Source organism: Subdoligranulum sp. DSM 23681, assembly GCF_057005535.1.
Window position 1 is genome coordinate 2299376 of the sequence record NZ_CM168050.1, and the last position, 24892, is coordinate 2324267.

Consider the following 24892-nt stretch of genomic DNA (forward strand, 5'->3'; position numbering starts at 1 on the left):
TGTTTTATAGCACAATTTCCCTTGCATGTGAAATTCAAATCTGTTATATTCTATAAAAGAAATTTATAGATAAAAGTTATTGCAGGCCCAGGCTGAACCTGTGCCCGCAGTTTTGGGAGGCTTTCCTGATATGAACACAACCCAGCTGGAATGCTTTATGGCCGTGGCCAACTATCTGAACTTTTCCCGGGCGGCGGAGCAGCTGCGCCTGACCCAGCCGGCGGTGAGCCACCAGATCTCCACGCTGGAGGACGAACTGGGGGTCAGACTGTTTCGGCGCACCAGCAAGAGCGTGCGTCTGACCCAGGAGGGGTTCCAGTTCACCCAGTATGCGGGGGAGATCCTCAAGCTGTCCGAACTGTCCAAGGCCCGGATGAAGAAATTCCGCACCGAGGAACTTTCCCGGGTGGTCATCGGCTGCCGCAACACCACCGAACTGCGGGTGCTGCGCCCCGCGCTGGAGCGGCTGCGGGTGGAGGAGCCGGGGCTGATGCCGGTACTGCGCCTGATCCCCTTTGATGCGGTGCGAAACCTGCTGGCGGACGGGGACATCGACATGATCTTTTCCTTCCGGGCGCCGGGACGCAGCAGCGGGGAGGAGGCCAAACAGAAGTTCCGCACCCTGACCCATTGTCGGGCGGTGTGCGTCTGCAGTGAGGGGCATCCCCTGGCCGGCCGCGAGAGCCTGACCGTGCAGGAGATGTCCGGCTGCGGGCGGATTGCGGTCTGCCGTCCGCCCATCTGTCCGCCGGCCCTGTTTGCCATCCAGAACCGGACGGTGGGCACCCGCGGTCCGGAGCAGATCCTTTTCTGCGACAACCAGGACGTGGTGGGTACCCTGGTGGAGACAGGCTACGCCTTCGCGGTCATGGCGGATTTTCCGGCTGCCCGACGGGAGGGATTGCGCTACATCCCGCTGCCGGAATTTGATCTGCTGACCTTCGGAGCGCTGTACCTGCCGGACAACCGCAATCCGGCCCTCAAACGATTCCTGGACCTGCTGGAACAGACCCTGGCCGCACCGGCGCCCGGGCACACCGCAGAGACCCGAGGCATAGACTGACAGCACAAGGGCGCACAGACCGGAATCACCTCCGCGCCTGTGCGCCCTTTTCCTCTGCCCATTTATAATAAGGAATCCAACAAAAAAGAAAACGCCCGGTCCCCGGCGGGGGACTGGGCGGCGGGCACATGGCCCATACTGTTACTGTGCGTTCTTGGCCCGACAGGCGGGGCACAGGTAATGGATGGTCAGCTGGTAGCTGCGCACCTCGGTGCCGATGGCGTTCTCAATTTCCTTGACCAGTCCCACCACCGGAATGTCCTGCAGATCTCCGCAGCCGTCGCAGTACAGATGGCCGTGGGGGGCCGAAGTCTTGTCATACCGGTCGGGTCCCTGCGGCATTTCCAGCCGTGCGATCTCCCGGGCCTGTTCCATCAGCTTCAGGTTGCGGTACACGGTACCGCGGGCAATGCTGGGCATCTGCTGGCGTGCCTGGGCGAAGATCTCGTCGGCCGTCATGTGGCGGGGACTTTGGCGCATCAGGTCCAAAATCAGGCGTCTTTGACGTGTCATGGAAGTCCCGTCCTTTCTTATGGGTCTGGATACAATAAGATTGTATCCTATAAATACTCTACTCTATCCGGGGCGGCTTGTCAATGCAAATGCTCTTTGTTTGAGCATGTTTCACAAATTTATGCGGGAAAAAACGGCGGAAACAGGCTTGACATCCCACCGGGATTCCTGTATACTAAGGTTAAGACAAAGTCTTAAACTTACAGTATGATACACCACAAACCAACAAAAAGGAGAGATTGTAATATGGAACTCAAAGGCAGCAAGACCGAAAAGAACCTGTGGGAAGCTTTCGCCGGTGAAAGTCAGGCCCGCAACAAATACACCTACTTCGCCTCCAAGGCCAAGAAGGAAGGCTACGAGCAGATCTCGGCCATTTTCAACGAGACCGCCAACAATGAGAAGGAGCATGCCAAGATCTGGTTCAAGCTCCTGATGGAAAACGGCGAGATCCCCGACACCCTGACCTGCCTGAAGATGGCCGCCCAGGGCGAAAACGAGGAGCACACCTCCATGTATCCCCGCATGGCCGCCGAGGCCAAGGAGGAGGGCTTTGATGAGATCTCCGCCCTGTTCTCCATGGTGGCGGGCATCGAGAAGGAGCACGAGGAGCGCTACAAGGCCCTGGCCGCCAACATCGAGGCCGGTAAGGTCTTTGCCCGTGAGACCGAGCAGGTCTGGCAGTGCCGCAACTGCGGCTTCATCTACATCGGCACCCATGCTCCCGTCAAGTGCCCGGTGTGCGCCCATCCCCAGGCTTACTTTGAGCTGAAGTCCAAGAATTTCTGATGCACCCTTAACAAGCCGAACACCCCCGATGCAGACCGCATCGGGGGTGTTTTTATCTTCTGCAGTCAGCACACGGCCTTTGCCAGCCAGGTGTGCATATGGTCCCGCAAAGCGGCAAAATCCCGGGCGGTGTCCGGGTTTTCGGTCTTGAAATCCAGCAGCTGCCACAGATACCCCTGCCGGCTCACCTCCCGCAGGCTTTCGGGATAGACCAGCTCGTACACCAGGGAGGCGTGCCCCACCACATTGTCGGCGGGGGTGCGCTTCAGGGCCCGCAGCACCGTGTGGTGGGCATAAAAGGCTTCCAGCACGGCAGGGGTCACGGGGGCGGTGCGCAGGGCTTCGGTGGTCACGTTGTAGATCTCCTCCAGCGGGGTCTCCACGTTCACCCGCAGGATGTCGATCTTGTCCGCGTCCCGCAGGATGTTGCACAGCCGCAGGGTGGCGTCGTCCAGGCCTTCGGGCAGGCGGTAGGCGCTGTGCCAGCGCACGGCGGTGCGCAGGGGCTCGTCGGCAGAGGCGTCGTCCAGGTAGTCCCGGATATGCCCTTGCCGGAAGAGCACTTCCTCGCTGCAGGCGGCATGGTCAATGGACCTGGCATCTTCAAAGGTGCCGTACCGGCGCAGCTGCTCGAACCGGCCCACATCGTGCAGCAGGCCGGCCAGCCAGGCCAGGTCGGTGTCTGATTCGGACAGGGAAAGGCTGCGGGCAATCTGCTCGCACAGTCCGGCCACCCGGTAGGTGTGTTCGATCTTCAGGCGCACCTTGGGGTCGGTGGGGTCGTAAGCCCGGGTATAATCAGCAAAAGCGCGGCGGGCGCGGTCACGGTCCAGGATCATGAAGGTACTTCCTTTCCAGAATAAGGGACTTTTTTGCATTATAACACTGTCATACAGGAATGAAAACCCGTCTGCAATGCACAAAAACGGGAATACTTCACATCTTTTTTTGAACAAAGTGCCCGTTTTTCCTTGACAAATGCCGCCCGCACCACTACTATGGAAGTAAGAAACCGCGCTGAAAACGCGGGAAAGGACGGAACATACAATGAACAGCAAAGGCGAAGCCAACCGCAGCGTTCGCGCCACCCGCCGGCGTTTGTGCGACGCGCTGGTGTCTTTGCTGGTGCAGAAACCTGTGCGGGACATCACGGTGCGTGAACTCACCCGCCTGGCCCGCGTCAGCCGGGGCACTTTCTATTTCCATTACCGGGATATTTATGAGCTGCTTGACCGTCTGGAACAGGAACAGGTGGACCAGCTCAATCTGTTCATGGATGCCCTGCTGCCCCGTCTGGACAGCGACACCACGCCCAAAGCCCTGCTGGCCCTGTTTGAATATCTGGATCAGAATGACGCCATCTGTGCCGCCCTGCTGGGCCCCAACGGGGACCCGGCCTTCGTGCAGCGGCTGCAGACGGTGATCTCGGAGCGGTGCCTGGGCTACATGGCACCGGACGGCGGCACGGCCCGCCAGCATTACCTGACCTCCTTTGCGGTGCAGGGCTGCTTCGGGGCCATCGGGCTGTGGCTGCAGAAACAAAAGCCGGAATCGGTGGAGCAGATGGCCGAGATCACCTGGCAGGGGATCCGGGCCGTACAGCGGCAGATTGCCGCAGAGGAATAACGGATTTCTCATTGATTTTACACGGATTTTCATGTACAATAAGGGTATCAACTTGCCCGCCGCGCGGGCCAGCAAAGAAGGAGAGACCATCATGGGATTTTTTGACATGTTCAAGAAGAAAGCAGAGCCCGCTCCGGCTGGGCCGATCATGGTCGCGGCGGATGCCAAGGGCGCCGTTGTCAAGATGGAAGACATCCCCGACGAGGTGTTTGCCCAGGGTATTCTGGGTCAGTGCTGCGGCATCGATCCTTCTGTGGGTGAGGTGTATGCGCCCATTGACGGCGAGATCACCCAGGCTCCCGACACCCTGCACGCACTGGGCATCCAGGGCGCCGGCGGCGTGGAAGTGCTGATCCACGTGGGCGTGGACACCGTGGAGATGAAGGGGGACGGTTTTGTTGCCAAGGTCAAGCTGGGCGACAAGATCAAGAAAGGCCAGTTGCTGCTGAAGATGGATCTGGACAAGATCAAGGCCGCCGGTCATCCCGCCGTGGTCATCACCGTCATCACCAACACCGACGATTTCGCCAGCGTGGATCTGGTGGCTTCCGGCGATGTGGAGCCGGGTGCCGATATGCTCAAGATCACCAAGGGCTGACAATTCGTACACAACCTTTCCCGGCAGGGAAGGGTGGGGGCGCAGATGCGCCCCCCTTTTCATTTGCGGGGCGGTATGCTACAATGGTCCCGAAACAGAATGATAAAGGATGGTTGAAAGTATGAGTGCGATCCTGGCAGTATGCGGGGAGGCTTTCTGTGCCATGGTCAGTGATGGCCGCATGGTGGAGGAACCGGTCCTGGACGGCAAGCCCAAGGTCATCACCAACGATCTGCCCAAGCTGCGCAAGGTCAACAAGAATATCCTGGTGGGCTTTGCGGGGGACACCATGGCCGCCGTGCAGATCGTCAACGCCCTGGATGAGTATGATACCCGTTACCTCACCCTGGAAAAGGCGGTGCGGGTCATGGCCGAAAAAGCCCGTACCGTTGCGGATATCCGGCCGGTGGGGGTGCGCATCCTGGTGGGAGGCCGGGGCCGCAAGGGCGGTTTTCTGCTCACCAGCATGGGCAGCGACAACGGGTTTGAACCTCAGACCCAGCCCGCCAGAGAGGGCGCCTACCTGATCGAGGGTGCCTGTTCCCACACCGATATCGGACCGTATCTGGAAGAAAAGGTCAAGCCCGCCGCCGCCCAGTGGAAGAGCCTGGACGATGTGGCCAAGACGCTGGACGGCTGCATCGCCGCCATCGCCGAAGTGGACAAGACCGTCAACACGACGTATTACCGCGAGATCGTGATGTGAGGGGGAATTTGCATGGACCGGAACGCGGTCTTTGCCGACCTGGCGGCCGGCGTGCCTGCCGATGTGCAGCGGCTGTACACAGCGGGATATTTTTTTGCCGCCAATGCCCGTATTGATCAACTGCTGGCCGGGGACCGCCTGCCCCGGACCGGGCGGGGCGCCCTGCTGGCGCTGCGCCAGATCATGCACCGCATCCCGTACAACTATACCCTGGACCGGGACGCTGCCATCGCTCTGGTGCGCCAGGAGATCCCCGACTTTGCCCCGGAGGAATTTGATGCCCTGGTGGAAGCCGACCGGGTGGACTGGCGCTATATTGAAGGCAAACCCTACTATCTGGACCGCTTCCTGGAGGCCCTGCGCCTCTACCCGGACATGATCGCCCGGGGGCTCACCCCTGATCCGGCTTCCGGGGTCCGGGGCAAGGTCATTGCCGCCATGAAGGAACAGGGGCATCTGGATGCCACCATCACCCTGCGGGCCACCATCGGCCCGGAACACCCCGCCGACCCGGAAGCCGAGATGCTGGTCTGGCTGCCCATCCCGGCGGCCTGTGAACAGCAGAGCGGTATCGAGATCCTGGATGCCACCCCGGGGGCGGAATTCGCCCACAGCGACGCCGAACAGCGCACCGTGTTCTGGCACGGCAAGGCGGGGGATGGTCCCTTCTCGGTGACCTACCGCTACCATATCCGGGCGGAGTATCTGGACATGGACCATCTGACCCCGGATGCGGTGCAGCCCACCTTCTGCACCGAAGAACAGGCGCCCCACATCCTCTTCACCCCCTGGCTGCGGAGCCTGTGCGCCGAGCTCACCGAAGGCTGCGACGGTCCGGTGGAAAAGGCCCGGGCGATTTACGACTATGTGACCACCCACACCAACTACCGCTACCAGCCCGCGTATGCCTGCCTGGAATCCATCGCCGACAACTGTGCCAAGTCCGGCTGGGGGGACTGCGGGGTCATGGCGCTGCTGTTCATCACCCTCTGCCGCATCGCCGGCATTCCGGCCCGGTGGCAGAGCGGCCTGTATGTCACCCCCCAGGGGGCGTCCAGCCACGACTGGGCCCAGTTCTACATTGCCCCATACGGCTGGCTGTGGGCGGACTGTTCCTTCGGCTCCGGCGCCCACCGCCGGGGGGACGAGGAGCGCCGCCGTCACTATTTCGGCAATCTGGATCCCCTGCGCATGGTGGCCAACCGGGAATTTTATGCCCAGCTGACCCCGCCGGATGAGTTCTGGCGCAACGACCCTTATGACAACCAGGTGGGGGAGGCCGTGGTCAACGGCCAGCCCCTGCAAGGCGACGATCTGCATTATCTGCGGGAAGTCCTCTCGTTTGAGATGGAATAAATTTGCTGTTATACCTTTGTTTCCGTATCGAATATCAACCCACATCAAAAAAGGAGAAATCAACATGAAGATCGCACTCATCAACGAAAACAGTCAGGCCGCCAAGAACGCCCTCATCGAAGCCACCCTGCGCAAGGTGGTGGAGCCCATGGGCCATGAGGTGGTCAACTACGGTATGTACACCGCCGACGATGCCGCCCAGCTGACCTATGTGCAGAACGGCATCCTGGCCGCTGTGCTGCTGAACTCCGGCGCTGCCGACTATGTCATCACCGGCTGCGGTACCGGCGAAGGCGCCATGCTGGCTCTGAACAGCTTCCCCGGCGTCATCTGCGGCCATGTGGAAGATCCCGTGGATGGCTACACCTTTGCCCATGTGAACGACGGCAATGCCGTGGCCATGCCCTTTGCCAAGGGCTTCGGCTGGGGCGGCGAGCTCAACCTGGAATACACCTTTGAGAAGCTGTTTGGCTTCGGTCATGGCCAGGGCTACCCCAAAGAGCGGGTGGTCCCCGAGCAGCGCAACAAGAAGATCCTGGACGGCGTGCGCGCGGTGGCTTACCGTGACCTGTGCGACATCCTGAAGGACCTGGACCGTGACCTGGTCAAGGGCGCCTTCGCAGGCGAGCACTTCGCCGAGTACTTCTTCCCCGCCTGCAAGGACGAGAAGATCGCCGCCTGCGTCAAGGAACTGATGGCGTAATCTGCGGCAACCAGCATACAATCCCAGAAACGGGAACGGATCGGGCAGCCTTCGGGCTGCCCGATTTTGTTTGCCCGGGCGTAAAAATTTTCTTTTCGGCCGGGGTTGACTTGGCCGGTTTCCCATGGTAGAGTTATGATGCCTGGGGCTTTGCCTCGAATTTTGCAAGGAAAGGACGGTGGTTGACGAATGGAACTTCCCGGTAGTCCTGTGAACCGATGTGAATACCAGTCGGCAGCCGCCGTTTCGGATAAGTTCGGCGGGGCAAGTGTGCGGTTGTGAGCAAGCGCACCTTTGCCCCACCGGGCTTGGCCACGCATTGCGTTGGCTGAATCTTATTCCCCGAACAGCAGGCTGCCGCCGAAAGGAGGCAGCTTTTTTATGTCTGATACCACGATCCAGACCATCAAGACCATGCTGGCTCATCTGGATGATGCCAAGAAATACCAGAGCCTGCGTGATGTACTGCAGACCCTGCCGGCGCCCGACGTGGCCGCCGTATTCGAGGATCTGCCCCCGGAAAAACTCCCGGTCCTCTATCGCCTGTGCCCCAAGGACCTGGCGGCGGAGATTTTTGCCGAACTGACCCCCGAGACCCAGCAGAGCCTCATTGAGGGTCTGTCCGATAAGGAACTGAAAGTGGTGGTGGAGGAGCTCTGCGCCGACGATGCCGCCGACCTGGTGGAGGAGATGCCCGCCGGGGTGGTCAAGCGCATTCTGGCCCAGGCCGGCCCCGAGACCCGCCAGATGATCAACGAACTGCTCAAGTATCCGGAAGATTCCGCCGGCGGCGTTATGACGCCGGAATTCATGGAACTTTCTCCCGACTGGACGGTCCGGCAGGCCATGGATGCCATCCGGCAGAACGGTTTTGACAAGGAGACCATCAACAACTGCTATGTCACCGGTCCCGACCGCACCCTGGAAGGGGTGGTCTCCCTGCGGGCCCTGGTGCTGGAAAAGGATGAAACCCGCACCGTCCGGGAACTGATGGAACCGGGCGTCATCAGCGTGCACACCTCCACCGACCGGGAGGAGACCTCCCAGCTGTTTGAAAAATACGGCTTTCTGGCCATTCCGGTGGTGGATAACGAAAAGCGTCTGGTGGGCATCGTCACGGTGGACGACGCCATCAGCATCCTGCAGGACGAAGCCAGCGAGGACTTCGCCAAGATGAACGCCATGTCGCCGGTGGACAAGCCCTACTTCCGCATGAGCATGTGGGAGCTGTACAAGAGCCGTACCCCCTGGCTGCTTTTCCTCATGCTCAGCGCCACCTTCTCCAGTCTGGTCATCCGCGGGTATGAGAATGCCCTGGCCGCCGTGACCGTGCTCACCGCCTACATCCCCATGCTCACCGACGCCGGCGGCAACGCGGGCAGCCAGAGTACCTCCACCATCATCCGCGGGGTGGCGGTGGGGGATATCCGCCCCCGGGACCTGCCCCGCATCCTCTGGCGGGAAATGCGGGTCGCCCTCATGTGCGGCGGTACCTTGGCCGTCTGCAACATTATCAAACTGTCCCTGTTTGACCGGGTGGGGTTGGGCGTGGCCCTGGTGGTCAGCCTGACCTTGCTGTGCACCGTTCTGCTCTCCCAGCTCATCGGCGGTGCGCTGCCCCTGGCTGCCCGCAAGATCGGCATCGACCCGGCGGTCATGGCTTCGCCCCTCATCACCACCATCGTGGATACCACCACCCTGCTCATCTACTTCAACTTTGCACGGCTGATCCTGCATCTGTGACAGCCCTCACTGCATAAAAACAAAACCGCCGTCCGGTCTGACAAAGACCGGACGGCGGTGCTTTTTTGTTTTACAGGGGTGCGGTATCAAACCGGTACAGGGTGGTGGCGCTGTAGGCCGCCTTGGGGGTCACGGTGGTGTCCGGGAACTCCATATGGTTGGGGGCGTCAGGGAAATCCTGGGTCTCCAGGCAGACAGCATCCCGGCCGTGGTACTCGGTGCCGTCCTTGCCGGGACAGTTCAGGTCCAGGCTGTTGGCCGTGTACACCTGTACACCGGGCTGGGTGGTCAGGGTCTCCATCCGGATACCGGTCTGGGGGCCGGTGAGCCATGCGGCGTGGCGCAGGCCGCTGTCCGCAATGACGAAGCAATGGTCATAGCCGCCGCCCATCTTCAGGGCGGGGTAATCGGCCTCGATGTCCCGGCCCAGGGTCTTTTCCTCGGTGAAATCCATGGGGGTGCCGGCCACCGGGATCAGCTTGCCTGTGGGGATCAGGTTTTCGTCGGTCTCCAGGTAGGAGGGGGCGTTCATCTGCAGGCGGTGTCCCATGGCGGTGCCCGAGGCATGTCCGTTCAGGTTGAAGTAGCTGTGGTTGGTGATGTTGATGACGGTGGGGGCATCGGTGGTGGCGGAGTACTGGATCAGCAGACCGCTGCCCACCAGGCTGTACTCCACCTCCAGGGTGACCTTGCCCGGAAACCCGTCGGTGCCGTCGGGGCTCACGGCGCGCAGCAGTACGCCGTCGTCACCGCTGCGGGAAAGCTCCATCTCAAACACCGCCCGGTGAAAACCGTGCACACCGCTGTGCAGGCAGTTGCCGTTGTTGTTGACGGTCACATGGTATTCCTCGGCGTTCAGGAAGAATTTGCCGCCCGCAATGCGGTTGGCGTACCGGCCCACCACCGAGCCCAGGAATCCGCCGTTGGTCTCGTAGCCGGCCACATCGTCAAAGCCCAGCACCACGTCCACCGGGCTGCCTTTGCGGTCCTGCACGATCAGTTTCTGGATGGCGGCGGCATAGCTGATGATATGCGCCTGGATAATGCCGTTGTCCAGCACGGCCAGCTTTACGGGGGTGCCGTTGCTGGTCCGGCCGAAATCTTGGATACGTACGCTCATGGTCAGGGACCTCCTTTTATGTTTCGGGCTGCGCGGTGTCCGGCCCGTCAGGGGAGGGGACCGCGTGTTCCAGGTCATAACGCACGCTGGCGGCCACGCTGCCGGTGCCGTAATTCAGCATGCGGTTCACGCGGGAAACGGTGGCGCTGGAAGCGCCGGTCTCCCGCCGGATCTCGCTGTACACCTTGCCTTGCAAAAGGCAGCTGGCCACGTCATAACGCTGTTCCAGGGTGCGCAGTTCGGTCACGGCACACAGGTCGTCAAAAAAGCGGATGCACTCCTCCAGAGTATCCAGCCGCAGGATCGCTTCATACAGGGCGGTGCTGCGTTCGTCCGGGGAGCTGTTGGGGTTTGCTACGCGCATGGGCGCTCTCCTTTACTGATAAAGACACCCCTGCGGCACACAAGCCGGAAGCGTGTCAAACTTGGTAAGCGTGCCCAAAATTCAAAGGGCCTGCCGCTACCATTGTAGCAATTTCACCATAGCAAGTCAAGGCGTTAAAGCGGTGAACCGCGGCTTTTACAACCGGGGCCGCCATGGCAAAAAAGCGGATAAAAAGGCCGTGATGCCCTTGACACAGCCAATGGCGTCGGCCATAATGGACATAAAGTGAATCAATGTCAAAAAGGAGGTTCGTCTCGCTATGGAGGCACTTTTCGGCAATGTATTGAACCTGCAGTGGCAGCAGGTGGTCATGTGGATCATCGGTGCGCTGCTGATCTGGCTGGCAATCAAAAAACAGATGGAACCCTCGCTGCTGCTGCCCATGGGCTTCGGCGCCATCCTGGTCAACCTGCCCCAGTCCGGCGCGGTCACCCAGATCATCGACGGCGTCACCGAGCTGGGCCCCATCGACGTGCTGTTCGACTCCGGCATCGCCAACGAGCTGTTCCCGCTTTTGCTCTTTGTGGGCATCGGCGCCATGATCGACTTTACCCCGCTGCTCTCCAACCCAAAGCTGATGATCTTCGGTGCGGCGGCGCAGTTCGGCATCTTCTTCACCCTGTGTGTGGCCACCCTGCTGGGCTTTGACATCAAGGACGCCGCCTCCATCGCCATCATCGGCGCTGCCGACGGCCCCACCTCCATCTTTGTGGCCAACTTCTTCCAGTCCAACTATCTGGGCGCCATCGTGGTGGTGGCCTACTCCTACATGGCCCTGGTGCCCATCATCCAGCCCACCGTCATCCGTGCCGTCACCACCAAGGCGGAGCGGCGCATCCGTATGGGGTATGCCGACCGCCCGGTGAGCAAGACCACCAAGATCCTGTTCCCCATCATCATCACCATCATTGCCGGTCTGGTGGCGCCCCGCAGCGTGGCCCTCATCGGCTTTCTGATGTTCGGCAACCTGGTGCGGGAATGCGGCGTTCTGGAAGGCCTGTCCGAGACCGCCCAGAAGGACCTGGCCAACCTCATCACCCTGCTGTTGGGCCTGACTGTCTCCACCAAGATGCAGGCGGCCAGCTTCCTTACTGTGCAGACCCTCATGATCCTGGGCCTGGGCCTGGTGGCCTTCGTCTTTGACACGGTGGGCGGCGTTGTGGTGGCCAAGATCTACAACCTCTTTGCCAAGACCAAGATCAACCCCATGATCGGCGCGGCGGGCATCTCCGCCTTCCCCATGTCGGCCCGTGTCATCAACAAGATGGGCCTGCAGGAGGACAACCAGAACTTCCTGCTCATGCATGCGGTGGGCGTCAATGTTTCCGGCCAGATCGCCTCGGTCATTGCCGGCGGCATGATCCTGACCCTGTTCGCCTGATTCTTTATATAATAAGGAGTGTACGCCATGCTGAATATTCAAAATCTGCTGGAAGTCCTGCCCAAGGCCGGCATGGGCTGGGGCGGCGTTTTTGTGGTGACGGTGGTCATCATCCTGGCTGTGGAGCTGCTGAACTACTTCACCGGGCGGAATAACTGAGCCGAAAAAGCCCTTGCCTGCGGCATTATCCGGCAGAAAATGATTGACAAACGCGGGCACAGCCGCTACAATGGGAACTACCGTAACCGCACCGTCCCAAAGGAGCCGTCTATGCAGCCGATCAGTGAGGAAATGTTGCAGCGCGCCGCCAACGGGGACGAAGCCGCTCTGGCGGCGCTGATCGCCCGCATGATGCCTGTCATCCGCAAAGGCGCCTGGTCTGCCCAGGCTCCCGGCCTGGAATTTGACGATGCCGTGCAGGAAGGGCTCATCGGTCTGTTCGGTGCGGTACGAGGGTATGATCCTTCACGCGGGGTGCCGTTTGCGTCCTATGCGGCCAACTGCATTGTCAATGCCCAGCGCGACGCCCACCGCGCCGCCACCCGCAAAAAGCACGCGCCGCTGAACGACAGCGTGCCGCTGCCGGAGGACGAAGCTGCGCCCGGTCCGGAGGAACTGGCCATTGCCAGTGAGAACCGCACCGATGTGCTGGCGCAGATCGACACCCTGCTTTCCCCGCTGGAGCGCGCCGCGCTGCTGGCCAGTCTGGACGGGCTTTCTCCCGCCGAGACCGCCAAGGTGCTGGACCGCCCGCCCCGTGCGGTGGAAAACGCTCTGGCCCGTGCCCGCCGCAAACTGCGCGCCGCGCGCTGACCACCTTTTGGACTTGGACGGTTCCCGCCGCCTTGGTCATATAGTAACCTGCCCCAAGTAGCTTAGCAATCAGTTCTTCCTTTGGTCCTTACCAAGCAGGCGTTGGTTGAAATCTTCCGCGGGCAAATATTTTTAAGAGGAGATACCCATTATGTTCGAAGACAAGACTTTGGTATGCAAGGATTGCGGCAAAGAGTTCGTCTGGACCGCCGGCGAGCAGGAATTCTACGCCAGCCGCGGTTTCGAGAACCAGCCCCAGCGCTGCAAGCCCTGCCGCGACGCCCGCAAGAACGCTGTCCGCGGTGAGCGCCAGATGTTTGACGCTGTCTGCGCCAGCTGCGGCAAGGCCTGCAAGGTTCCCTTCCAGCCCCGCGAAGACCGTCCGGTCTACTGCAGCGAGTGCTTCGCCAAGATGAAGGAAAACTGATTCATCTGACCTGAATGCCAAATAAACCCCGCCGTCCGAAACAAAGGATGGCGGGGTTTTTGCATGTCAGACCGTAAGCTGCGTTACAGGGGGCGGCACAGGGCAAGTACCTGCTGCCGGATGGCCTCGGTGCCTGCCGGGTCATTCTTGTCGGCCAGGGAGTGTCCCACCCCCGGGCAGATCAGGCAGGGGATGCCCCGCTCTTTGCAGAAAGCCTGCACCCGGTGCCAGTCGATGTACCGGTCCCGGGTGCCCACAGCCATGCCCAGCACGGTATCTCCGGGCCTGGTCAGGTCCAACGTTTCGGGCAGGGGCGTCAGGGGCAGCATCCGGGGATGCAGGCCCAGGCGGGCGGCGCAGCGGGCTGCCGCCACCGTGCCCATGCTCTTGGAGAAAAAGACCAGGTCGTCACAGTGTTCCAGGTCCACCCCCGCCAGCTGTTCCAGGGCGGCGGCCTCCACCCGGTCGAAGGCCTCGGCAAAGGTTCCGATCTGCGCGAAGGGGATGGCGGAAAAATCCAGGGGCAGGACCCGGTATCCCAGCTCCTTCCACCGCAGGATGCCGTCGGCCAGCAGGCCGGTGGAACAGGTATACCCTCGGCCGGGAAAGACCACGGCCAGTTTGCGGGTGTCGGACATGGAAAAACAGCTCCTTTTTTCGGCCGGCAGCAGCGCCGGCCCGGGTTTTCTTCATCCTACCACCGGCCGCCGGAGCCGTCAACCTTCCGCCTTTGTCAGATTGCCCAAAAACCTTTCCACAAAGACCCCGAAAGACGGCGGTCGGGGCGGGCTGCCTTGCCTTGACAGGGGGACAGGGGCGTGGTAGAATAATAAAAATCATGCAAAATCCCCGTAGAAGCTGTCAGAAAAGAGGAGGCACAGTCATGCAGTTCCGCTCGGCCCGAATGTCCAGCGTTCTGAATTTTGACGGTGCCGTGTTTTTTCCTGACGCCGCGTGCGTGCGGTTTTTTTGACTTTTCCTCATCGGGGAAAAGTTTTTTTTTGCCCAAACGGGCTTAGAACCACCACAAAGGGAGGCTGTATCATGCTGATCCGCAATGCCAAGGACGCCAACGGCAGCGTCTGCGATGTCTGGGTCAAAGAGGGGAAGATCGCGGCGTTGGGCGTCGGTCTGCCCGCCGATCTGGACGCCGAGGTCATCGACGCCGCCGGACTCACCCTTCTGCCCGCTTTCATCGATACCCACTGCCACTGGCGCACCCCCGGCCTGGAATACAAGGAAGACATCGCCACCGGGTCCGCCGCGGCTGCCGCGGGCGGGTACACCTTCGTCAACCTGATGCCCAACACCAAACCGGTGTGCTCCACCCCCGAGATCGTCTACGCGGTGCAGGACAAGGCCAGGGAGATCGGCCTGTGCGACGCCAACCAGACCGTGTCCATCACCAAGGACTTTGACGGCAAGACCATCGACCATCTGCTCACCCTGCCGGAGGATATCCGCTTCATCACCGAGGACGGCAACGGCGTGATGAACAACGCGGTCATGGCCCGGGTCTTTGCCATCGCCACCGAGCGGGGCCTCACCGTCATGTCCCACGCCGAGGACCGGGAGATCAGCCCCTGGGACTACCGTCTGGCCGAAAACATCGAGACGGTGCGCAACTGCCACCTGGCTGAATATTACGGCACCCGGCTGCATATGTGCCACGTCTCCACCGCCGAGGCGGTGGACGCGGTGCGCCAGAGCCGCCGCCGGGGCGCCCGGGTCTCCTGCGAGGTGACCCCCCACCACCTGTGGTTCGACGACAAGCGCCTGCAGTACAAGGTGAATCCGCCCATCCGCACCGACAAGGACGTGAAAGCCCTGGTGGAGGCCATCAAGGACGGCACCGTCACCTGCATCGGCACCGATCACGCTCCCCACACTGCGGAGGAAAAGGAAAAGGGCGCCGCGGGCATGGTGGGGCTGGAGACCGCCTTCGCCGCCTGCTACACCAAGCTCTGCCGGATGGAGGGCCTGCCCCTGGAGCACCTGAGCTTCCTCATGAGCGCCGGTCCTGCCGCCGTCATGGGTCTGGCCGACCGCAAGGGGCTGCTCTGCCCCGGCTACGACGCCGACCTGGTGCTGGTGGACATCGACCACATGTATACCGTGCATGCCGACCAGCTGCACAGCAAGAGCAAGAATACGCCCTTTGACGGCGAAAACCTGTACGGCCGCATCAAGATGACCATCAAGGGCGGCAAGATCACCTATCGGAGCGAAGAGTAAGGAGGCAACTTCCCATGACCAATATGGACAAACTGTATGCCAGCGTGGCCGCCAACGGTCCCGTCTGCGTGGGCCTGGACACCGAACTGAGCTACCTGCCCGAATCCGCCGTGGATTCCACCAAGACGGCGGGGGAGAACGTGGTGGCCTACAACCGCGCCCTGATCGACGCCACCAAGTCCGCCGCAGGCTGCTACAAGGTGCAGATTGCCTACTATGAATCCCTGGGTCTGGACGGCATGCGCGCCTATGCCGAGACCCTGCGCATGGTGCGGGAGACCGGCCTGCCGGTCATTGCCGACATCAAGCGCGGCGACATCGCCAAGACCGCCGAGATGTACGCCAAGGCCCACTTCACCGGCGACTTCGAAGCCGACCTCATCACCCTGGCCCCCTACATGGGCCTGGATTCCATCAGCCCCTACCTGCCCTACTGCAAGGACCAGGGCAAGGGTGTGTTCGTCCTCTGCCGCACCTCCAACCCCGGCGCCAAGGACTTTGAGTACCAGAAACTGGCCGACGGCCGCCACGTCTACGACCTGGTGGGGGACAGCATCTCCGCCCTGGGCCAGGACTACATCGGCGAGACCGGCTACACCAGCCTGGGCCTGGTCATCGGCGGCACCCACACCGAGGAGGCTTCCGCCATCCGCGCCGCCTACCAGAACACCTTCTTCCTGATCCCCGGCTATGGCGCCCAGGGCGGCAAGGCCGCCGACATCGCCCGCTACCTGAACAAGGGCAACGGCGGTGTGGTCAATTCCAGCCGCGGCATCCTGCTGGCCTGGAAGAAGCAGCCCGGTGTGGATTACGCCGAGGCCGCCTATAATGAATGTGTCCGCATGAGGGAGGATATCCAGAGTGAGTGCGATAAACTGTAAGGCAAAGGTCCTCGGCCAGCAGGCCGTGGCCGCCGACATCCGCCGCCTGACGGTGGAATGGGCCGACCCCCGGCCGGAGTTCCAGCCCCACGCCGGCCAGTTCTATATGCTGCGCTGCTGGGCTGCTGACGAAGCCCCGGTGCTCTCCCGCCCCATCAGCGTCCATGATTTTGATGCCGCTTCCAGCACCCTGACCTTCCTGTATCAGGTCAAGGGCCAGGGCACCGAGAAGCTGGCAGCCCTGAAGGCAGGGGACACCCTGTCCCTCACCGGCCCCTGCGGCAACGGCTTTGATGTGGCCGCAGCCGCCAAGAGCGGCACCGGCCGGGTGGCCGTGGTGGGCGGCGGCATCGGCACCGCGCCCCTGCTGCTCCTCTGCAAGGAGCTGGCCGCCGCCGGCGCCAAGCCGGAACTGTATGTGGGCTTCCGGGATGAGCCCTACGGGCTGGAAGAATTCCTGCCCTACTGCGCCGCTGTCAGCGTGGCCACCGATTCCGGTGCTGTGGGCTACCACGGCCTGGTCACCGGCATTCTGCATCCCGAAAACTTCGACCTGGTCCTGGCCTGCGGCCCCAACGTGATGATGAAGGGCGTGTACAAGCTCTGCGCCGAGCACAACACCCCCTGCATCGTCAGCCTGGAGCGGAAGATGGCCTGCGGCCTGGGCGCCTGCCTGGGCTGCACCTGCATGACCAAGGTGGGGCCCCGCACCGTCTGCAAGGACGGCCCGGTCTTTGCTGCTGAGGAGGTGTTCGACCTTGACTAATGTGGATCTGCATGTGGACCTGCTAGGCAAGCGTCTGGCCAGCCCGGTCATCGCGGCTTCCGGCACTTTCGGCTTCGGCCCCGAGTACGCCGATATCCAGGACCTGCGGGTTCTGGGCGGCATCTCCGGCAAGGGCCTGACCCTGAACGGCCAGCCCGGTAACCCCGGGGAGCGGCTGTACGAGACCCCTTCCGGCCTGATGAACTCCATCGGCCTGCAGAACCCCGGCGTGGCCCACTTCATCGAGCATGAACTGCCCGCCATGAAGACCCTGGGCACCACCGTCTGGGCCAACCTGGGCGGCCACACCATTGAGGAAAATGTGGAGGGCGTCCGGATGCTCTGCGAAGCGGGCATCGACTTCCTGGAACTGAACATCAGCTGCCCCAACGTCAAGCAGGGCGGGCTCGCCTTTGGCATCCGGGCCGCCGACGCTTCCGAGGTGGTCGCTGCGGTGCGCAAGGTCTGCACCGTGCCCCTGGTGGTCAAGCTCAGCCCCCAGGCCGAGAACCTGACCGAGATGTGCAAGGCGGTGGAAGCCGCCGGCGCCGACGGCATCAGCCTGTGCAACACCTTCCAGGCCTGTGCCATTGACCTGGAACGCCGCAAGCCGGTGTTCGCCAACACCTTCGCGGGCCTGTCCGGTCCGGCGGTGCGGCCCATTGCCCTGCGCATGGTCTGGCAGGCGGTGGGTGCCGTGAACATCCCGGTCATCGGGCTGGGCGGCATCAGCACCGGCAAGGACGCCCTGGAATTCATCATGGCCGGTGCCGCCGCCGTGCAGGTGGGCACCGCCAACTTCCTGGACCCCCGCGCCTGCACCCGCATCGTGAACGAGATGGCGGACTGGATGCAGGCCCACGGGGTGCACAGCCTGGATGAGATCCGCGGCTGTGCCCGGAATGACTGATAATTTATGCAATAACATTGCAAAATTATACAAACAATGCTATCATAAGGCAAAGAGTGGAAAGAGCGGACAAGTGTGCCCCTAGGCCGTGTCCGCACAGGATAACCGGTATACGGAAACATAGTATGGAGGGTTTTACGATGGCAAGAGATGCAAAAGAAATTCTGAAGGAATGCGGCGCTTTTCTGGAAGGTCACTTCCTTCTTTCCAGCGGCCGCCACTCCGGGGCCTACTGCCAGATGGCCTATCTGCAGCAGTACCCGGACAAGTGCGCCGAAGTCATGGCGCCGGTGGCCGAGAAGCTGAAGGAGATGGACGTGGACCTGTTCGTGGGGCCCGCCATGGGCGGCATCGTCTATGCCTATGAGCTGGGCCGCCAGTGCGGCAAGCCCGCCATCTTCACCGAGCGGGTGGACAACGTCATGACCCTCAAGCGCTTCCAGATCAAGCCCGGTACCCGCTGCATCATCGCCGAGGACGTGGTCACCACCGGTGTGTCCAGCCTGGAGACCAAGCGGGTCATTGAGGAAGCCGGCGGCATCTGCCTGGGCATTGTCTGCGTGGTGGACCGCACCACCGCCTCTGCGCCCTCTCCCATTCCCATCCTGACCAGCGCCCTGAAGCTGGAGCTGCCCAACTACGCCCCCGACGAATGCCCCATCTGCAAGGAAGGCAAGCTGCCCCTGGTCCATCTGGGCAGCCGCAAGATGCAGGAAAAGGCGAAGCAGAAGCTGTAATTTTTTGAAGCGAGGCAAACTATGCAGGCATATCTGATTTTGGCAAACGGGACGGTGCTCACCGGCAGCAGCATCGGTGCCGAAGGCACCACCGTGGGCGAGGTCGTGTTCGCCACCGGCATGGTCGGCTTTCAGGAGACCCTGACCGACCCCAGCTACTACGGCCAGATCATCACCCAGACCTACCCGCTGATCGGCAACTACGGCATGAACAGCGAAGATATGGAAAGTTCCCGCATATGGGCGCGGGGGTACATCGTGCGCGAAGCCTGCACGACCCCCAGCAACTTCCGCTGCGAGATGACCCTGGACACTTTCCTGAAAAAGCATAACATCATCGGCATCGAGGGCATCGACACCCGCAGCCTGACCCGCACCCTGCGGGAGAGCGGCGTCATGAACGGCGCCATCACCACCGAGTTCGACCCCATCGCCGAGCCGGACAAGATGGCGGAACTCATGCCCGCCATCCAGGGCTATGCGGTGACCGAGGCGGTGAAATCCACCACCTGTGCCGCGCCCAAGACCTTTGAGCCCACCGCCGAACCCAAGGACGGCGGTCCGGTGCTGCATGTGGCCCTGCTGGACCTGGGCTGCAAGAACAACATCGTGCGCTGCCTGCAGAAGCGTGGCTGCCGCGTCACCGTTCTGCCCGGTACCACCACCCCCGAGGAGCTGGCGGCCCTCAAGCCGGACGGCCTCATGCTGTCCAACGGCCCCGGCGACCCGGCGGAAAACACCCAGATCATCTCGAACATCCGCAAGATGCTGGACACCGGCATCCCGGCTTTCGGCATCTGCCTGGGCCATCAGCTCACCGCTCTGGCCGCCGGTGCCAAGACCAGCAAGATGAAGTACGGTCACCGCGGCGCCAACCAGCCGGTCACCGACTTTGCCACCGGCCGCACCTTCATCACCAGCCAGAACCACGGCTATGCCGTGCTGGGCGGCACCCTGCCCGCCGGTGTGGGCCGGGTGAGCCATGTGAACGCCAACGACAAGACCTGCGAGGGCGTGGAGTATATGCAGTGGAACTGCTTTACCGTGCAGTTCCACCCCGAGGCCAGCGGCGGCCCCCGGGACACCGAGTTCCTGTTTGACCGGTTCATCCAGAACATCCGCCGCATCAATCGTGTTAAAGGAGGGCTGTAAGAATGCCGAAAGACCCGAAAATTAAGAAGGTAATGGTCATCGGCTCCGGCCCCATCATCATCGGTCAGGCTGCCGAGTTCGACTATTCCGGCACCCAGGCCTGCCGCGCTCTGAAGAGCGAGGGCATCGAGACGGTGCTGGTCAACTCCAACCCGGCCACCATCATGACCGACCCCGACATTGCCGACCATGTGTATATCGAGCCCCTCACCGCCGAGGTGGTGGAGCGCATCATTGAAAAGGAAAAGCCGGACGCCATCCTGCCCAACCTGGGCGGCCAGATGGGCCTGAACCTGTCCATGGAACTGGCCCGCAACGGCTTCCTGGACCGTTCCGGCGTGCGGCTGCTGGCCTGCCGTCCGGACACCATCGACCGCGCCGAGGACCGTCAGCTCTTCAAGGATACCATGGAGAAGCTGCACCAGCCCATCGTGCCTTCCAAGGTGGTGGAAGAGCTGGAGGATGCGGTGGAATACGCCGCCACCATCGGTTACCCGGTCATCGTCCGTCCCGCCTTCACCATGGGCGGCACCGGCGGCGGCATCTGCGAGGACGAGGAGAAGCTGCGGGAGATCGCCACCAACGGCCTGCGTCTGTCTCCCATCACCCAGATCCTGGTGGAAAAGTGCATCGCCGGCTGGAAGGAAATCGAATACGAGGTCATGCGTGACTCCAAGGGCAACGTGATCACCGTCTGCAACATGGAGAACCTGGACCCCGTGGGCGTGCACACCGGCGACTCCATCGTCGTGGCGCCCAGCCAGACCCTGTCCGACAAGGAATACCAGATGCTGCGCACCGCCGCTCTGGACATCATCACCGAGCTGGGCATCGAAGGCGGCTGCAACTGCCAGTTTGCCCTCAAGCCGGACAGCTTCGAGTACGCGGTCATCGAGGTCAACCCCCGTGTGTCCCGCTCCTCCGCTCTGGCCTCCAAGGCCACCGGCTACCCCATCGCCAAGGTGGCCACCAAGATCGCCCTGGGCTACACCCTGGACGAGATCACCAACGACGTCACCGGCGAGACCTGCGCCTGCTTTGAGCCCGCCCTGGACTACGTGGTGGTCAAGTATCCCAAGTGGCCCTTCGACAAGTTCGTCTATGCGGACAAGTCCCTGGGCACCCAGATGATGGCCACCGGCGAAGTCATGGCCATCGGCAACAACTTCGAGCACGCCATGATGAAGGCGGTCTCCTCCATCGAGCTGGGCATGGATACCCTGACCCTGCCCGATTTCGAGAAACTCTCCACCGAGGAGATCATCGAGCACCTGCATGTGCAGGACTCCGAGCGCGCCTTCTGTGTCTATGAAGCCCTCAAGCGGGGCGTGGACCACAAGACCATCTATGACATCACCAAGATCGACTGGTGGTTCCTGGACAAGATGCAGCATCTGGCCAACCTGGAACTGGGCCTGAAGCAGGGCGAGCTCACCCGTGAAAAGTATCTGGAAGCCAAGAAGTACGGCTTCTTGGACAAGACCATCCTGCGCCTGTCCGGCGCCTCCGAGCTGCCGGTGAAGGACCTGCATGCCGGGTTCAAGATGGTGGACACCTGCGCCGCGGAATTTGCCGCCCGCACCCCCTATTTCTACTCCACCTACGACGAGGACAACGAAGCCGCCGGCTTCATCGCCGACCACAGCGACAAGTGCCGCAAGAAGGTGCTGGTTTTCGGTTCCGGCCCCATCCGCATCGGCCAGGGCATCGAGTTCGACTACTGCTCGGTCCACGCCGTCTGGACGCTGAAGAAGCACGGCTGTGAGGCCGTTCTGGTCAACAACAACCCCGAGACCGTCTCCACCGACTTCGACACAGGTGACCGCCTGTACTTCGATCCCCTGAACCCCGAGAGCGTGGACAATGTCATCGCCACCGAAAAGCCCGACGCCTGCCTGGTGCAGTTCGGCGGCCAGACCGCCATCAAGCTGGCCAAGCATATGGATGAAGTGGGCCTGCCCATCCTGGGCACCCCCGCCGACGCCATCGACGAGGCCGAGGACCGGGAACGCTTCGACGAGCTGCTGGAGCGCTGCGGCATCCCCCGTCCCGAGGGCCGCACCGTCTTCACCCTGGATGAAGCCCTCAAGGCCGCCGAGGAAGTGGGCTATCCCGTTCTGATGCGTCCGTCCTACGTGCTGGGCGGCCAGAACATGATCGTGGCCTACAACTCCGCCGACGTGGTGGAGTACATGGGCGTCATCACCGCCCATGTGGACATGTCCCACCCCGTGCTGATGGACAAGTACATCTACGGCACCGAATGCGAGGTGGATGCCATCTGCGACGGCGAGGACTATCTGGTCCCCGGCATCATGGAGCAGATCGAGCGCACCGGTGTGCACTCCGGCGACTCCATCTGCGTCTACCCGCCCTACGACTTCCCCCAGAGCGTCATCGACACCCTGGTGGATTACACCGGCCGTTTCGCCCGGGAACTGAAGGTGGTGGGCCTGGTCAACGTGCAGTATGCGGTGCAGAACGGCAAGGTCTACGTCATTGAGGTCAACCCCCGTTCCTCCCGTACTGTGCCCTACATCAGCAAGGTCACCGGTGTGCCCATGGTGGACCTGGCCGTGCGCTGCACCCTGGGCGAAAAGCTCAAGGATATGGGCTACGGCACCGGTCTGTGGCGGGGCGGCAAGAGCCCCTACTACGCTGTCAAGGTGCCGGTGTACAGCTTCCTGAAGCTGCACGGTGTGGACACCATGCTGGGCCCCGAGATGAAATCCACCGGCGAAGTGCTGGGCATTGCCCCCACCTTCCACGAGGCCATGATGAAAGGCCTGGTGGGTGCCGGTTACCAGTTCAAGACCCCCGGCCCCGGCTCCTGCGTCATCATCTCGGTGAAGGACGCGGACAAGAAGGAGGCCGCCGAACTGGCCTGGAAGCTGCATGACTACGGCTACAAGATCTACGGCACCGCCGGCACTGCCCGGTACCTGAACAGCCAGATGATCCCCTGCAGCGTGGTGCGCCAGGTCAGCGGGGAACGCCCCAACGCCATCGACCTGCTGGAAAGCGGACTGGTGGATTACATCATCTCCACCAGCCCCCACGGCCGTGACCCCCACCGGGATTCGGTCAAGTTCCGCCGTAAGGCCACCGAGCTTTCCATCCCCTGCATCACCGCCCTGGACACCGCCCGTGTGCTGGTGGACGCCCTGCGTGGCGACCACGACATCAGCAAGATGGAGCTGGTGGATATCGCCACTTTGCACCGCGACCCGACGGTGAAATAAAACACATTTTTCTCAATCCGCCAAACTTTGACGCGCCCTTGTCCGTGCTTTTTATCACAATTGACAATTTTTGTTTCCGGGTTGCCGATTTTTGCAAAATCCCTTGATTCTGCGCCATATTTTTCATATAATTGGTAGCGACAATCTAAACGGATGCCCGCTGCGGGACAGGGAAAGCCCGCAGGCGGCCCGATGAAACAGGAGATAAAAGCAAATGACAAGATCGCAGTTGATTACCAAAGTCGCCAACGATTCCGGTCTGAGCGCCGCCCAGGTCGAAAAGGTCATGGATGGTATTTTCGGTACCATCGGGGATGTCCTCCGGGATGGGGAAAAGGTCACCATCGCCGGCTTTGGCCGCTTTGAGATGCGTGAGCGCCAGACCAAGAACTTCACCAACCCCAAGACCAAGGTCACCAGCCAGCTCAAGCCCACCGCCATTCCGGGCTTCAAGGCCAGCGGCCGTCTGAAGGAAAAGGTTGCGAAGTAAGCAGACCTTACAGGCCCCCGTCCCAACGGACGGGGGCCTTTTGCGTGCAAACCCCTGTAAAGTAAAAATGCCGCCCGGGCAGGAATGACTTCCCGCTCGGGCGGCATTTTGTCAAAAACGGGGGATAGGGTTCAGGCTTCGGCCTTCATGGCCCGCCAGCCGATGACCACCGTCCACACATAGGCGCAGGTCTTGGGGATCATCAGCATGCCGATCATGGGCACGGCGTCCGCCCACAGCACCACCGGAATGTAGAAGGCAAAGCTCAGCACAATGGTCAGCCACATCCAGCGGAAGGCCTTGTCCCCGTGATCCCGGGCGCTGCGGTAAAACAGGACAATGATGACAAGGCCCAGCGCCGCAAAGGGCAGATTGCGCCAGATACCCCAGCTCAAGGGGGCATCGGCGCTGAGCCAGCGGTTCTGGGGCATCATGCACAGCCCGATGCGCAGGGCTGCCAGCACCCACACCAGCCCGGTCAGACCCCGGCGCCCGCTGACCTCATACCGCAGCCGCCAAACATAGTACAGCAGCACGTAGAAAACCGTCATGGTGATGGAGGTGATCCACTTGCCGGCGCCCAGGGCCACGGTGTAGTTTTCCAGCCCGGTGGTGCACAGCGCCACCGCCCGGGGTACCAGGTGGAAAGCGTCGCCCGCCCCCAGCACCACCGCCATGGCGCCGAACAGCCGGAACTGGGCCCGACCGCCGCACTGACGCAGCATTTTGATGCCCAGGGTCAGCACCGTGGCCAGATAGAGAATGTCAAAACCGGTTTCCATAATTGCCTGCATGGCAAAGACCTCCTTTGTTTAAGTCCGGACCGCCCGCACAAAGCGGAGGCCGAACAGCAGTCCGGCCAGCAGCAGAGCAGCCCCCATGCCGGAATAAAAGACCGCGATGAACCCCTGGGGCGCCAGTCCCGACGCCCGCAGGCCGATGCCGCCCGTCATCATCACCGCCATAATGGCGAAGGAAGGGGCGTCTAAGAAATTCCAGAAATACTGCCGTTCCTGTTCATACCCCAGGATGCGGGCGGTGTGCTTGTGGACCAGCCGCCCGAAGACGAACCGGCGGAACACCTCGAACACCACGGCGGACAGCAGCAGGTTCCAGAGGGTGACCCGCCCGGGATAGCAGGAAAGGCCGATGCGCAGGATGTTGAACCCGGCGGCGGCCCATACCAGACAGGCCAGCAGCAGAAGCGTATGTTTTTTAACCAAGGAAAGACTCCTTTCTGTGACAAAAAAAGTTTT

At 61.8% G+C, this 24892-nt stretch carries 27 protein-coding genes; 20 read left to right on the forward strand and 7 right to left on the reverse strand.

Annotated elements, in window-relative coordinates; genetic code table 11:
* Positions 1 to 130 precede the first annotated feature (130 nt).
* On the forward strand, positions 131 to 1063 hold the full coding sequence (locus AC127K_RS10585; RefSeq protein WP_483720564.1) for a LysR family transcriptional regulator: 933 nt from the start codon (positions 131 to 133) through the stop codon (positions 1061 to 1063).
* Between the two features lie 141 nt (positions 1064 to 1204).
* On the opposite strand, the gene AC127K_RS10590 is transcribed toward AC127K_RS10585, so the two are convergent.
* Positions 1205 to 1576: a Fur family transcriptional regulator gene (locus AC127K_RS10590; protein ID WP_294541727.1), complete on the reverse strand. Its 372-nt coding sequence runs from the start codon at positions 1574 to 1576 to the stop codon at positions 1205 to 1207.
* A gap of 246 nt (positions 1577 to 1822) precedes the next feature.
* Here AC127K_RS10590 and rbr point away from each other — a divergent pair, with 246 nt between their 5' ends.
* Positions 1823 to 2365, forward strand: a complete 543-nt coding sequence (gene rbr / locus AC127K_RS10595) for a rubrerythrin (RefSeq protein ID WP_294541725.1) — start codon at positions 1823 to 1825, stop codon at positions 2363 to 2365.
* A gap of 65 nt (positions 2366 to 2430) precedes the next feature.
* On the opposite strand, the gene AC127K_RS10600 is transcribed toward rbr, so the two are convergent.
* Complete coding sequence (locus AC127K_RS10600) at positions 2431 to 3204, reverse strand: HD domain-containing protein (RefSeq protein WP_483720565.1); 774 nt, start codon at positions 3202 to 3204, stop codon at positions 2431 to 2433.
* Positions 3205 to 3412: 208 nt separating this feature from the next.
* On the opposite strand from AC127K_RS10600, the gene AC127K_RS10605 reads away from it, so the two are divergent.
* From AC127K_RS10605 to mgtE, 6 genes are all read left to right on the forward strand, one after another.
* Positions 3413 to 3991: a TetR/AcrR family transcriptional regulator gene (locus AC127K_RS10605; protein WP_294541720.1), complete on the forward strand. Its 579-nt coding sequence runs from the start codon at positions 3413 to 3415 to the stop codon at positions 3989 to 3991.
* A gap of 91 nt (positions 3992 to 4082) precedes the next feature.
* Positions 4083 to 4589: a PTS sugar transporter subunit IIA gene (locus tag AC127K_RS10610; RefSeq protein ID WP_483720567.1), complete on the forward strand. Its 507-nt coding sequence runs from the start codon at positions 4083 to 4085 to the stop codon at positions 4587 to 4589.
* Between the two features lie 121 nt (positions 4590 to 4710).
* Positions 4711 to 5295 (forward strand): hypothetical protein, encoded by a 585-nt coding sequence (locus AC127K_RS10615; protein ID WP_483720568.1) that lies wholly within the window; start codon positions 4711 to 4713, stop codon positions 5293 to 5295.
* Between the two features lie 12 nt (positions 5296 to 5307).
* Positions 5308 to 6651: a transglutaminase-like domain-containing protein gene (locus AC127K_RS10620; RefSeq protein WP_483720570.1), complete on the forward strand. Its 1344-nt coding sequence runs from the start codon at positions 5308 to 5310 to the stop codon at positions 6649 to 6651.
* A 64-nt stretch (positions 6652 to 6715) separates the two neighbouring features.
* Positions 6716 to 7354 carry an RpiB/LacA/LacB family sugar-phosphate isomerase gene (locus AC127K_RS10625; protein WP_294541707.1) on the forward strand — a complete coding sequence of 213 codons (639 nt, stop codon included), beginning with the start codon at positions 6716 to 6718 and terminating at the stop codon, positions 7352 to 7354.
* Positions 7355 to 7735: 381 nt separating this feature from the next.
* Positions 7736 to 9097 (forward strand): magnesium transporter, encoded by a 1362-nt coding sequence (gene mgtE / locus AC127K_RS10630; protein WP_483720571.1) that lies wholly within the window; start codon positions 7736 to 7738, stop codon positions 9095 to 9097.
* 70 nt (positions 9098 to 9167) lie between these two features.
* Here mgtE and AC127K_RS10635 read toward each other — a convergent pair whose 3' ends face one another.
* Both AC127K_RS10635 and AC127K_RS10640 read right to left on the reverse strand, forming a co-directional pair.
* On the reverse strand, positions 9168 to 10217 hold the full coding sequence (locus AC127K_RS10635; RefSeq protein ID WP_483720572.1) for an aldose epimerase family protein: 1050 nt from the start codon (positions 10215 to 10217) through the stop codon (positions 9168 to 9170).
* A 16-nt stretch (positions 10218 to 10233) separates the two neighbouring features.
* Positions 10234 to 10581 (reverse strand): YerC/YecD family TrpR-related protein, encoded by a 348-nt coding sequence (locus AC127K_RS10640; RefSeq protein WP_483720573.1) that lies wholly within the window; start codon positions 10579 to 10581, stop codon positions 10234 to 10236.
* A 280-nt stretch (positions 10582 to 10861) separates the two neighbouring features.
* On the opposite strand from AC127K_RS10640, the gene AC127K_RS10645 reads away from it, so the two are divergent.
* From AC127K_RS10645 to AC127K_RS10660, 4 genes are all read left to right on the forward strand, one after another.
* Positions 10862 to 11983 (forward strand): sodium ion-translocating decarboxylase subunit beta, encoded by a 1122-nt coding sequence (locus tag AC127K_RS10645; protein WP_294542983.1) that lies wholly within the window; start codon positions 10862 to 10864, stop codon positions 11981 to 11983.
* Positions 11984 to 12010: 27 nt separating this feature from the next.
* Positions 12011 to 12142 (forward strand): OadG-related small transporter subunit, encoded by a 132-nt coding sequence (locus AC127K_RS10650; protein ID WP_294542982.1) that lies wholly within the window; start codon positions 12011 to 12013, stop codon positions 12140 to 12142.
* A 111-nt stretch (positions 12143 to 12253) separates the two neighbouring features.
* The gene (locus AC127K_RS10655) at positions 12254 to 12796 is read left to right on the forward strand and encodes a sigma-70 family RNA polymerase sigma factor (protein WP_294542981.1); all 543 of its coding nucleotides are present in this window, start codon (positions 12254 to 12256) and stop codon (positions 12794 to 12796) included.
* A 151-nt stretch (positions 12797 to 12947) separates the two neighbouring features.
* The gene (locus AC127K_RS10660; RefSeq protein WP_204647283.1) at positions 12948 to 13223 is read left to right on the forward strand and encodes a zinc-ribbon domain containing protein; all 276 of its coding nucleotides are present in this window, start codon (positions 12948 to 12950) and stop codon (positions 13221 to 13223) included.
* An 83-nt stretch (positions 13224 to 13306) separates the two neighbouring features.
* Here the strand turns inward: AC127K_RS10660 and AC127K_RS10665 are convergent, their stop codons facing one another.
* Positions 13307 to 13861, reverse strand: a complete 555-nt coding sequence (locus AC127K_RS10665) for a hypothetical protein (protein WP_483720574.1) — start codon at positions 13859 to 13861, stop codon at positions 13307 to 13309.
* A gap of 406 nt (positions 13862 to 14267) precedes the next feature.
* Between AC127K_RS10665 and AC127K_RS10670 the strand changes: the two genes are divergently transcribed.
* From AC127K_RS10670 to AC127K_RS10705, 8 genes are all read left to right on the forward strand, one after another.
* The gene (locus AC127K_RS10670; RefSeq protein ID WP_483720575.1) at positions 14268 to 15458 is read left to right on the forward strand and encodes a dihydroorotase; all 1191 of its coding nucleotides are present in this window, start codon (positions 14268 to 14270) and stop codon (positions 15456 to 15458) included.
* A 14-nt stretch (positions 15459 to 15472) separates the two neighbouring features.
* Positions 15473 to 16339, forward strand: a complete 867-nt coding sequence (pyrF, locus tag AC127K_RS10675; protein WP_294542826.1) for an orotidine-5'-phosphate decarboxylase — start codon at positions 15473 to 15475, stop codon at positions 16337 to 16339.
* Positions 16320 to 17105 carry a dihydroorotate dehydrogenase electron transfer subunit gene (locus AC127K_RS10680; RefSeq protein WP_483720577.1) on the forward strand — a complete coding sequence of 262 codons (786 nt, stop codon included), beginning with the start codon at positions 16320 to 16322 and terminating at the stop codon, positions 17103 to 17105. The genes pyrF and AC127K_RS10680 overlap by 20 nt, the downstream gene beginning before the upstream one ends.
* Positions 17098 to 18015 (forward strand): dihydroorotate dehydrogenase, encoded by a 918-nt coding sequence (locus AC127K_RS10685; protein WP_483720578.1) that lies wholly within the window; start codon positions 17098 to 17100, stop codon positions 18013 to 18015. Before AC127K_RS10680 ends, AC127K_RS10685 begins: the two co-directional genes overlap by 8 nt.
* A gap of 140 nt (positions 18016 to 18155) precedes the next feature.
* Positions 18156 to 18752 (forward strand): orotate phosphoribosyltransferase, encoded by a 597-nt coding sequence (pyrE, locus tag AC127K_RS10690; RefSeq protein WP_483720579.1) that lies wholly within the window; start codon positions 18156 to 18158, stop codon positions 18750 to 18752.
* 21 nt (positions 18753 to 18773) lie between these two features.
* Positions 18774 to 19904 (forward strand): glutamine-hydrolyzing carbamoyl-phosphate synthase small subunit, encoded by a 1131-nt coding sequence (gene carA / locus AC127K_RS10695; RefSeq protein ID WP_294542979.1) that lies wholly within the window; start codon positions 18774 to 18776, stop codon positions 19902 to 19904.
* Between the two features lie 2 nt (positions 19905 to 19906).
* Positions 19907 to 23146 carry a carbamoyl-phosphate synthase large subunit gene (gene carB / locus AC127K_RS10700; protein WP_483720580.1) on the forward strand — a complete coding sequence of 1080 codons (3240 nt, stop codon included), beginning with the start codon at positions 19907 to 19909 and terminating at the stop codon, positions 23144 to 23146.
* A 214-nt stretch (positions 23147 to 23360) separates the two neighbouring features.
* Entirely contained in the window at positions 23361 to 23636 is a 276-nt protein-coding gene (locus tag AC127K_RS10705) for an HU family DNA-binding protein (RefSeq protein WP_204647292.1), read from the forward strand.
* A 131-nt stretch (positions 23637 to 23767) separates the two neighbouring features.
* Here AC127K_RS10705 and AC127K_RS10710 read toward each other — a convergent pair whose 3' ends face one another.
* Positions 23768 to 24430 carry a hypothetical protein gene (locus AC127K_RS10710; protein ID WP_483720581.1) on the reverse strand — a complete coding sequence of 221 codons (663 nt, stop codon included), beginning with the start codon at positions 24428 to 24430 and terminating at the stop codon, positions 23768 to 23770.
* Between the two features lie 18 nt (positions 24431 to 24448).
* Positions 24449 to 24859, reverse strand: a complete 411-nt coding sequence (locus AC127K_RS10715) for a hypothetical protein (protein WP_483720582.1) — start codon at positions 24857 to 24859, stop codon at positions 24449 to 24451.
* Positions 24860 to 24892: the final 33 nt, after the last annotated feature.

Coding starts and splice junctions, on each gene's coding strand:
- AC127K_RS10635 (WP_483720572.1), bottom strand. CDS start 10,217: ATGAGCGTACGTATCCAAGATTTCGGCCGGACCAGCAACGGCACCCCC.
- AC127K_RS10615 (WP_483720568.1), top strand. CDS start 4,711: ATGAGTGCGATCCTGGCAGTATGCGGGGAGGCTTTCTGTGCCATGGTC.
- AC127K_RS10625 (WP_294541707.1), top strand. CDS start 6,716: ATGAAGATCGCACTCATCAACGAAAACAGTCAGGCCGCCAAGAACGCC.
- AC127K_RS10655 (WP_294542981.1), top strand. CDS start 12,254: ATGCAGCCGATCAGTGAGGAAATGTTGCAGCGCGCCGCCAACGGGGAC.
- pyrE (WP_483720579.1), top strand. CDS start 18,156: ATGGCAAGAGATGCAAAAGAAATTCTGAAGGAATGCGGCGCTTTTCTG.
- AC127K_RS10650 (WP_294542982.1), top strand. CDS start 12,011: ATGCTGAATATTCAAAATCTGCTGGAAGTCCTGCCCAAGGCCGGCATG.
- mgtE (WP_483720571.1), top strand. CDS start 7,736: ATGTCTGATACCACGATCCAGACCATCAAGACCATGCTGGCTCATCTG.
- AC127K_RS10610 (WP_483720567.1), top strand. CDS start 4,083: ATGGGATTTTTTGACATGTTCAAGAAGAAAGCAGAGCCCGCTCCGGCT.
- AC127K_RS10705 (WP_204647292.1), top strand. CDS start 23,361: ATGACAAGATCGCAGTTGATTACCAAAGTCGCCAACGATTCCGGTCTG.
- rbr (WP_294541725.1), top strand. CDS start 1,823: ATGGAACTCAAAGGCAGCAAGACCGAAAAGAACCTGTGGGAAGCTTTC.
- AC127K_RS10590 (WP_294541727.1), bottom strand. CDS start 1,576: ATGACACGTCAAAGACGCCTGATTTTGGACCTGATGCGCCAAAGTCCC.
- AC127K_RS10605 (WP_294541720.1), top strand. CDS start 3,413: ATGAACAGCAAAGGCGAAGCCAACCGCAGCGTTCGCGCCACCCGCCGG.
- carA (WP_294542979.1), top strand. CDS start 18,774: ATGCAGGCATATCTGATTTTGGCAAACGGGACGGTGCTCACCGGCAGC.
- AC127K_RS10600 (WP_483720565.1), bottom strand. CDS start 3,204: ATGATCCTGGACCGTGACCGCGCCCGCCGCGCTTTTGCTGATTATACC.
- AC127K_RS10585 (WP_483720564.1), top strand. CDS start 131: ATGAACACAACCCAGCTGGAATGCTTTATGGCCGTGGCCAACTATCTG.
- AC127K_RS10670 (WP_483720575.1), top strand. CDS start 14,268: ATGCTGATCCGCAATGCCAAGGACGCCAACGGCAGCGTCTGCGATGTC.
- AC127K_RS10665 (WP_483720574.1), bottom strand. CDS start 13,861: ATGTCCGACACCCGCAAACTGGCCGTGGTCTTTCCCGGCCGAGGGTAT.
- AC127K_RS10710 (WP_483720581.1), bottom strand. CDS start 24,430: ATGCAGGCAATTATGGAAACCGGTTTTGACATTCTCTATCTGGCCACG.
- AC127K_RS10620 (WP_483720570.1), top strand. CDS start 5,308: ATGGACCGGAACGCGGTCTTTGCCGACCTGGCGGCCGGCGTGCCTGCC.
- AC127K_RS10640 (WP_483720573.1), bottom strand. CDS start 10,581: ATGCGCGTAGCAAACCCCAACAGCTCCCCGGACGAACGCAGCACCGCC.
- AC127K_RS10660 (WP_204647283.1), top strand. CDS start 12,948: ATGTTCGAAGACAAGACTTTGGTATGCAAGGATTGCGGCAAAGAGTTC.
- carB (WP_483720580.1), top strand. CDS start 19,907: ATGCCGAAAGACCCGAAAATTAAGAAGGTAATGGTCATCGGCTCCGGC.
- pyrF (WP_294542826.1), top strand. CDS start 15,473: ATGACCAATATGGACAAACTGTATGCCAGCGTGGCCGCCAACGGTCCC.
- AC127K_RS10645 (WP_294542983.1), top strand. CDS start 10,862: ATGGAGGCACTTTTCGGCAATGTATTGAACCTGCAGTGGCAGCAGGTG.